Source organism: candidate division WOR-3 bacterium (assembly GCA_016867815.1).
Lineage (GTDB): Bacteria > Hydrothermota > Tepidihabitantia > Tepidihabitantales > Tepidihabitantaceae > UBA2258.
Window position 1 is genome coordinate 1 of record VGIR01000174.1, and the last position, 3,110, is coordinate 3,110.

Consider the following 3,110-nt stretch of genomic DNA (forward strand, 5'->3'; position numbering starts at 1 on the left):
CGCCGGGGTTGGACATCATCCCGGTCGCCCAGGTCGAGAAGAGCTCTTCGAGTCGGCGACGAGGGGATACGGGCCGCGCCGCCACCGCGGCGATCGTCTCCAGCGCCTGCTCGAGCAGCCAGTCCACCAGGCCGATGTAGATGGCGGGTTTGTCCTTGAAGTAGAGGTAGACCGTGCCCTTGGCCACGCCGGCGCGGCGGGCGACTTCGTCGACCGTGGTTTCGAAGTACCCCTTCTCGGTGACGACGGCAAAAGCCGCCTTGAGCAGGGCGAGCCGTTTGTCTTCTGACTTGGTCTTCATGTGGTCTTGGTCTTCTGAAAACTGACCGGTCAGTCATTATAGAACCACCCGGTGCGTAGTCAAGAACTAACGACACGGGCGTGTGACAGAGGCCCCGCGCTAGACTGCTCAGGTAGTCGGAGAGAGGTGGTCCAGGGATCGAGCATTCCGGCCGGCAGAAGGCGGTTTCGAACCGGTGTCTTTTGACTTCCGGGATTCTGGAACCAGGGAATACCCTCCCTTGACCCCGGTTTGACGGCCGCTATCATCGACTGCCTGCGTTGCTGCAGGCGAAGGGTCCTGAAGGAATGAAAGCTCCTCGGCTTTGCCGCGCTGGGGCTGTGTGATCTGTCGTCGCGCCTCTCCGCAGGCAGAGCCGGGAGGTCTTGGTCAGTTCGATGGGCAACCTTTAAGGAGGAGCAGCGATGCGCATATTGGTGACTCTGGGTCTTGCCGTTGGGCTCGCCGGGGCGAGCAACTTCTACATCTTCTACAAGCAGGTGGGCGCCAACCCGAACTGCCCCGGGCTTTCGATTGACGCATACAATAACGCGTCCGCGCATACGCAATGGTCAATGGACTCGACGGGCAGTTTCTCCGAGGACAACATCGTGGGCGACTGGCTGATCCGGGCGGTGCTCGACTGGGCGCCGCAGGATACCAACGCGTCGGCCGTCTGGTTCTCCAGGAACATGCCCAAGGACACGCTCCCCAACATCAACTTCCCGATTCGGGCGATGATCAGGAACATGGGCAGCGATACGCTGCCTGTCGGTACGCCGGTGCGGCTGTCGATTGCCGGACCGGACAGTTACGTCTACAACGACACGGCGACAACCACCCTGAAGCTGAAGCACGGCGCGACGGCACAGATCATCTTCCAGCCTGTCTGGCACATCCCGAATGTGCCCGGCGAGTACAACATAAGAGTCTGGACCGAGGCTGCCGGCGAGAAGTGGCCGGCCGATGACACCATATCCTATGACCTTAACTGCGTGAACTGGATACAGTACCACGTAGACGCCAACATGCACTGGCTGACCTGGGGCGCCCCGGAGCGGGCCGTGAAGTTCAACCCGGCCGACTTTGGGCTGACCTACCCGTTCGGGATAGCGCGCCTGAAGGCCGACTTCTACTTTCACGATACCATTCCGTGGCCCGACACGTCGTTCACGTTCAAGATCTACGGTGACGACGGCTCCACGCTGCTCTACCAGAGCGAGACCCTGGAGGCCATTCCGGGCAAACCCGGTCCGTACCGGGTCTGGGAACTCGAATCACTGCTCACGGTAGATTCGGGCACTTTCTACGTGGCCGTCGCTCCCGTCAGTTCGTCCGGCCATCCTTCGAGCTGCGCCGACAGTTCGCTGGTCGGCGACCACAGCTGGTGGGGCAGCCCGGGTTCCTGGTATCTGTGGACTCCGGGCGTCGGACTGCACGGAGATTTCTTCATCTCGGCCGCAATCTAGGACAGCGGCGGCTTCACGCGCAGCGAGCGGTGGATCGGACCGACCCGGGACCCGGACAAGGTCCTTCCTGACAGGACGGCTGCGGCACGGCGCGACGGCGGTCCGGTATGCGACCGGACGTGCGTTGCGCTGAGCCCGACCCGGCACTTCGAGGTCCTAGATCCTTCGCCCGGCATCTTTCCCTTCGATTCCATGCTGCTCCCCGGCGTGACCGACACGCTGAAGTACGACGACGGCACGGGGACCGGCGCCTGGGCCCAGGACGCCGCCGGCGGCGGCTGGGGCGTCAAGTTCATCAGCCCGGCGGAAAGCGTTACCATCGCAGGGGCGCTGGTGCATTTCTCCGGGATCTGGCCCAGGCCCGGTGACACCGTGGCTTCCCTAAGGGTGTATGCCGACGACGGTCCGGGCGGTGCGCCAGGTACCGAGCTTTACGCGGTCGATTCGTTCATCATCACGCGGGGAGCGTGGAACTTCGTGCCGCTCGCCCCGGTGGCCGTGAAAGAGGGATTCGAGCCGGGGCCTGGCTTACCGGTCCTGGGAATGTCGAACTACCCCAACCCGGGCACCGGCTGGGTCATGCTCAAGTGGCAGGTGCCGAGCTCGCTGCCGCTTTCCGTTAACCTGTACGACGCGACCGGGAGACTGGTACGGAATCTGTACGCCACGAACGACAAGGCGAGGACGGGCGCGCTCAACCTGGATACCAGGTCGCTGGCCGCGGGCATCTACCTTGTGCGGCTCGAGACCGCCAATGCCTCCGCGACCCGCAAACTCGTGATCGACAGATAGTCAGGGACCAGACCGCGACGGGGCGGGCGTTCCCGCCCCGTTCTGCTCTTGGCGTACTTCCGGCCTGCACCCTCACCCCGGGCTGTCGAAACCTGGGACCCCTGAACCCAAACCCTATTCCTTGACCCCGGCTTGACGCCCGCTATTATGGACTGCCTGCAAGGATGCGGGCAAGGTCTTGAAGGAATGGAGACTTCCCGGTTCTGCCGAGGTCAGGCCTGAACGTTTCATTCGGTGCCTCACCGTCGGTCAGGCCGGGAGTCCCTGAGTTACGTTCGTAAGGCAATGCTTGAAAAGGAGTACCGATGCGCAAGCTGGTGATTCTGTGTCTTGCCGTGGGACTCGCGCTGGCGAGTAGCGAGCAGTGGATCGGGCGGATGGAGAATCCGCATTACACGATTCCCGACCCGCAGCCGGGGGTTTTCCCGTTCTCACCGGAGCTGACCCTCGATGTCTCAGACACGATGAAGTACGACGATAACATGGCGGCCAGCGCCTGGTGTCAGAACGTGGCCGGCGGCGGCTGGGGCGTCAAGTTCATCAGCCCGTCCGACAACGTGACCCTGGCC

General features: G+C 63.1%; 4 protein-coding genes. 3 read left to right on the forward strand and 1 reads right to left on the reverse strand.

The window, feature by feature from the left end:
• On the reverse strand, nucleotides 1–301 hold a 301-nt coding region (locus FJY68_13935; GenBank protein MBM3332922.1), incomplete at its 3' end, for a TetR/AcrR family transcriptional regulator.
• Nucleotides 302–705: 404 nt separating this feature from the next.
• On the opposite strand from FJY68_13935, the gene FJY68_13940 reads away from it, so the two are divergent.
• The 3 genes from FJY68_13940 to FJY68_13950 form a co-directional block, all read left to right on the forward strand.
• Complete coding sequence (locus FJY68_13940; GenBank protein MBM3332923.1) at nucleotides 706–1,749, forward strand: hypothetical protein; 1,044 nt, start codon at nucleotides 706–708, stop codon at nucleotides 1,747–1,749.
• Between the two features lie 192 nt (nucleotides 1,750–1,941).
• Nucleotides 1,942–2,541, forward strand: coding sequence for a T9SS type A sorting domain-containing protein (locus tag FJY68_13945; protein MBM3332924.1), 600 nt, complete (start codon nucleotides 1,942–1,944; stop codon nucleotides 2,539–2,541).
• A gap of 305 nt (nucleotides 2,542–2,846) precedes the next feature.
• Nucleotides 2,847–3,110 (forward strand): hypothetical protein (locus FJY68_13950; GenBank protein ID MBM3332925.1); only part of this gene is annotated, 264 nt, incomplete at its 3' end.